General features: G+C 66.0%; 4 protein-coding genes and 1 pseudogene. 1 reads left to right on the top strand and 4 read right to left on the bottom strand.

All coding sequences use genetic code 11. The features are described 5' to 3' along the window. The 4 genes and pseudogenes from VFG33_RS09305 to VFG33_RS09290 all read right to left on the bottom strand — a co-directional run. A pseudogene (locus VFG33_RS09305) lies at positions 1–193 on the bottom strand (hypothetical protein); the annotation flags it as partial. 241 nt (positions 194–434) lie between these two features. Continuing rightward, a complete protein-coding gene (locus VFG33_RS09300; RefSeq protein ID WP_325024501.1) occupies positions 435–938 on the bottom strand; it encodes a hypothetical protein in 504 nt (167 codons plus the stop codon). Then, complete coding sequence (locus tag VFG33_RS09295) at positions 935–2,569, bottom strand: GMC family oxidoreductase (protein ID WP_325024499.1); 1,635 nt, start codon at positions 2,567–2,569, stop codon at positions 935–937. The genes VFG33_RS09300 and VFG33_RS09295 overlap by 4 nt, the downstream gene beginning before the upstream one ends. A gap of 111 nt (positions 2,570–2,680) precedes the next feature. Further along, complete coding sequence (locus VFG33_RS09290; protein WP_325024497.1) at positions 2,681–3,439, bottom strand: SDR family NAD(P)-dependent oxidoreductase; 759 nt, start codon at positions 3,437–3,439, stop codon at positions 2,681–2,683. Positions 3,440–3,643: 204 nt separating this feature from the next. On the opposite strand from VFG33_RS09290, the gene VFG33_RS09285 reads away from it, so the two are divergent. Continuing rightward, positions 3,644–4,245: class I SAM-dependent methyltransferase (locus VFG33_RS09285; protein ID WP_325024495.1), on the top strand; the 602-nt coding region annotated here is incomplete at its 3' end.

The raw sequence follows: 4,245 nt of genomic DNA, 5'->3' as shown, positions 1-4,245 counted from the left end.
CACCAAGATCGGCGGCGAGAGGAATTTCGCGGAGCTGACTGCCGGGGGCCAAAGTGCCGTCGAGGATCGCTGTGCGCAGGACCTCGGCTACCGACCCAGGTGTGGTGCGTTGCTCGATCGGTCCGAAGGAAACGTGCTTGGGGGCGTTGCGGCCCAACGTGGCGGCGAATGCTCCGGTCGCAGGTTCAGACACTGGTAGTCCTTTCGCAACAAGCTCGCGCGGCGGTGACGGACCCATGCCACGAGGTATGACTAATTGTCGACAATAGCCGTTCGCGGTGTCCTGACGGGGACCTCGCCCGGCCCGCGGGGGCCGCGCCATCAGCACCGGGGTGTGTGGCGCGTCGGGCCGCCATGGCGCGTCGGGTGTGTGTCGTCGATGGGATTGGGCAGCCATCCCGCTCCGTGAGCTCTGACAGCGGGCCACCGCTCGGTTACTCGCCTGCAGCGGAGACAGAGATGTACCCGCGCGCCAGAACGGGCTCGAGGATCCCGGTCTCCAGCTCGTTGGCCGCGTCTTCCAGGCCGGCGGGGTCGCGGTGCTGGCCGGGATACCCGATGAGCGCCATGATCTGGGGGGTCATGAAGTAGGCGCCGGCCAGGATCGCCGAGAGCGGATCGAAGGTCCCCTTGTCGGTGGCCCACATCTGCTTGAGCGCCGCCCGCAGGTCCTCGTCGGGAACCGCGGCGAGGGTGGCGGCGGCATCCATCACGGCGTCGAACGCATCCGCCCGCGCGGCCAGCGCGAGGTGCAGGTACTCGAGATAGTTCTCGGCGTCGCTGGCCGCCGGGTTGGGTCCGGCCGCGGGAATCAAGCAGTCCGCGATTCGCAGCAATGTGGCCACTTCGTCCTGGCTGAGCTCCCGCGGCGGGCGGGTGTCGCGGACCGGGACCGATAGACGTCTGGTGACTACTCGGGCAAGCGGAAGTGAGCTCATGACTGCGCCTTTCGGGCCGAGACGTTCTCGACGACCTTCTTGCCCACCCGCAGCGCCAGGGCGCTGATGGTGCAGGTCGGGTTCGCCGAGCCGGAGGTGACGAAGATGCTGCCGTCGGCGAGGTAGAGGTTGTCGACGTCATGGGCCTTGCCGTAGGAATCCACGACCGAGGTCGTGGGATCGTCACCCATGCGAGCGGTCCCGAGCAGGTGTCCGGGCTGATCCACCCACAGCTCCTGGGTGATGATCCGGGTGGCACCGGCTGCCTCGTGCGCCTCGACCATCCGCTCGACGGTGAACTTGAGGATCTTGCGGGTGTTCTCGCTGACGGTGTATCGAATCTTCGGGGCTGGCAGGCCATCTGAATCGACTTGATCCGGTGAGAGCGTCACCCGGTTGTCGGGATCGGGAAGGTCTTCGGAGTTCGCTGCCCAAAGGATGCCGTTCGAGGACAGGCGAGCGACGTCGTGAATGGCGGGGCCCCACAGATCGTCGAAGTCCAATTCCCGGTGCGCCTCGATGGTGTTGAGCGGTCCGGGAGTCGGCAGCGCATGCAGCTTGGCGCCGCGCACGAAGCCTCGGGACTTGTCGGTCTCGTAGAACTGCATGGAGTGAATCAGCTGACCAGCTGGTCCGCGCCAGCTTTCGAGGTACTCGTCGTAGTAACCGATGGCAGTGCAGTTGGGGTGCAGCATGAGGTTGCGTCCGACCAGTCCCGACGAGTTCGCCAAGCCTTCGGGGTGCTGGTCGTTGGCCGAGAGCAGCAGCAGCCGCGGGGTACCGATCCCGTTGGCGCACAGCACCACCGACCGGGCCGGCTGGAATCGCACGGTGCCGTCGCGGTCGACCCACTCCGCGCCGGCGGCATTGCCCTCGTCGTCGGTGACCACTTTGCGTACGCGCGCTCCGGTGATGACCTGGGCGCCGGCCTTCTGCGCCTGCGGCATGTAGATCAGGTCGAAGGACGCCTTGGCCCCTTGCGGGCAGCCCCATTCGCATACACCCCAACGCCCGCATTGTTCGAGGGTCTTGTTCTTCTGGCTGGGGATGGCGTTGGTTCCGGGCCACCAGTGCCATCCGAGCTTGTTCGCGGCCTCGGCGGCCTTCATGCCGGGCTTGCCCAGGGGGTGCGGCGGCAGCGGGTAGTCCAGACCTTCGGGATAGGCGGTGTCACCGCCGACGCCTGAGACGCCGATGAACTCGTCGACCTCGTCGTGGTAGGGCTTGAGGTCGTCGTAGCTGATCGGCCAGTCATCAGCCACGCCGTCGAGTGTCTTGACGCGGAAGTCCGAGGGCAGCAGTCGTGGCCACTCGGCACCGTAGAAGAGGGAACTCCCGCCGACGGCGTTGAACATCACCGGCCACATGTCGGAGTCGGCGCCGTCGACGGGGTAGTCCGAGGGCAGTGCGCGCACGTTCGGGTCGTGGGCCCAGTCGTGCTGAATCAGCAGCTCCCATTCGGGATGGTTGGCAGGGAAGTCGCTGGGGTTGACCCAGTCGCCCTGCTCGAGACAGACGACGCTGAGGCCCGCTGCTGCCGCGGTGTGGGTGACGACGGCGCCCGACGGGCCGGCGCCGATGACTAGGACGTCGACAGTGGGCTCATCGGTGTCGCTGATATTCGATGTCACCTATCGACCTCTCAATCATCTCGGCCCCGGCGGCCGGGCGCGCGGGGTAGTTCAATGGTGCTCCGCTGGAGCAGGTCTCGCGCGACACGGGGCGTGCTCCAGCAGAACGGTTCAGGCTCCGGCGAGGACGCCGCCGTCGACGACGAACGCGGTGCCGGTGATGGCCGTCGAATGATCCGACAGCAGGAACGCCACGGAGTGGGCGATCTCGAGGGGCAGGATCGCCCGCCCGATCGGCTGGAAGTCGGGCAGTCCGGCCTCGAGCTCTTCGCGGCCCCCGAGGGCGGTGTAGTGCGGGACGTTGAGCGGGGTGTCGACGAATCCAGGGCACAGCGTGTTCGCGCGGATGCCCCGAGCGCCGAAGTCCAGCGCGATGGCCTTGGTCAGCGTCAGGACGGCGCCCTTGCTGGCGGTGTAGGTGGTCAGCAGCTTCTCCGCGCCGATCGAGTTGATGGAGCCGAAGTTCACGATGGACCCGCCGCCGGCCTTGAGCAGCTCGGGGATCGCGTATTTCGAGCCCAGGAAGACGCCCTTGACGTTGACGTCGAAGGTCTTCTGGTAGTCCTCCACCGAGGCGTCCAGAATGGTGCCGGGGATGAGTACACCGGCGTTGTTGACGATGCCGTCGAGCTTGCCGAACGTCTGCACAGTGAAGGCGATGAGATCCTTGACTTGCTGCTCGTCGGCGACGTCCACGACGCGGGCGACGAGGTTGTCATTGTCGACCTTCAGCTCGGATAGGGAAGACTCCTTGTGCACGGTGGCGACTACCTGGGCGCCTTCCTCCAGCAGATGCAGCGCGGTGGCCAGGCCGATCCCTCCGCCGGCACCGGTAACGATGACGGTCTTTCCAGCCAGCAGCTCGCCCATGGGGTTGATCCTCGTTTCGCGAAAATGCCCACCGGTTGCTGCGTGAGCGGAGATTGTTTGGTTGTCGACAATGAGTCAATGTAGTGTGACTCTCAATCGCATCACCGTCAAGGGGGTGTTGACTTACAGAACGGCGGAGGGGCACAGGCGGGGCACTCACCAACCATGCGCCATCCCGCAATCGGAAAGGGCAGTGAGGCGAGCGTGACTGATTCACTCGGCAGCTCCCGCGGCGGACTGTTCACCGGAACGGCCTGGCACTACGCGCGTTATCGACCGGGCTATCCCCAGGTGTTCATTGACGACCTCGTCCAGCGCTTCCACCTGGACGGCACCGGACGCCTCCTCGACTTGGGCTGCGGCACAGGCCAACTCACCCTCCCTCTCGCTGAGCACGTCACCGAAGCTGTCGGCATGGACCCCGAGCCCGAAATGCTCGCCGAAGCCGCCCGACAAGCCCATGCCGCCCACGTCGCCAATGCGACTTGGGTCCAAGGCAACTCGTCGGACCTCCCAGGCGAGTTCGGCGGTTTCAGGCTCGTCACCATGGGCCGCTCATTCCACTGGATGGACCGCGAACAAATCCTGACAGCCCTCGATCGCATGGTCGATGAGGACGGCGGGCTCGTGATCGCCAACGACAGTTGCCTCGTGCGGCCGACCACGATCTGGCAGCGCGCTATCGAGGACATCCAACGCCGCTTCCTGTCACCGGACCAGCAGCCCGGCATGATGACCGGGTCCGATGCCCATCAGCCGCACGAGGAGATACTGGCTCGCTCACCCTTCGCGCACGTGTATCGACT

This window comes from Kribbella sp., assembly GCF_035687465.1.
In the GTDB taxonomy this organism is placed as follows: domain Bacteria; phylum Actinomycetota; class Actinomycetes; order Propionibacteriales; family Kribbellaceae; genus Kribbella.
The sequence above is the reverse complement of the archived record's forward strand: the minus strand, read 5'-3'. Positions and strand labels throughout refer to the sequence as shown.

Bases quoted from the DNA above. Each gene is read 5' to 3' on its own strand.
- VFG33_RS09300 (WP_325024501.1), bottom strand. From the start codon at position 938: ATGAGCTCACTTCCGCTTGCCCGAGTAGTCACCAGACGTCTATCGGTC.
- VFG33_RS09290 (WP_325024497.1), bottom strand. From the start codon at position 3,439: ATGGGCGAGCTGCTGGCTGGAAAGACCGTCATCGTTACCGGTGCCGGC.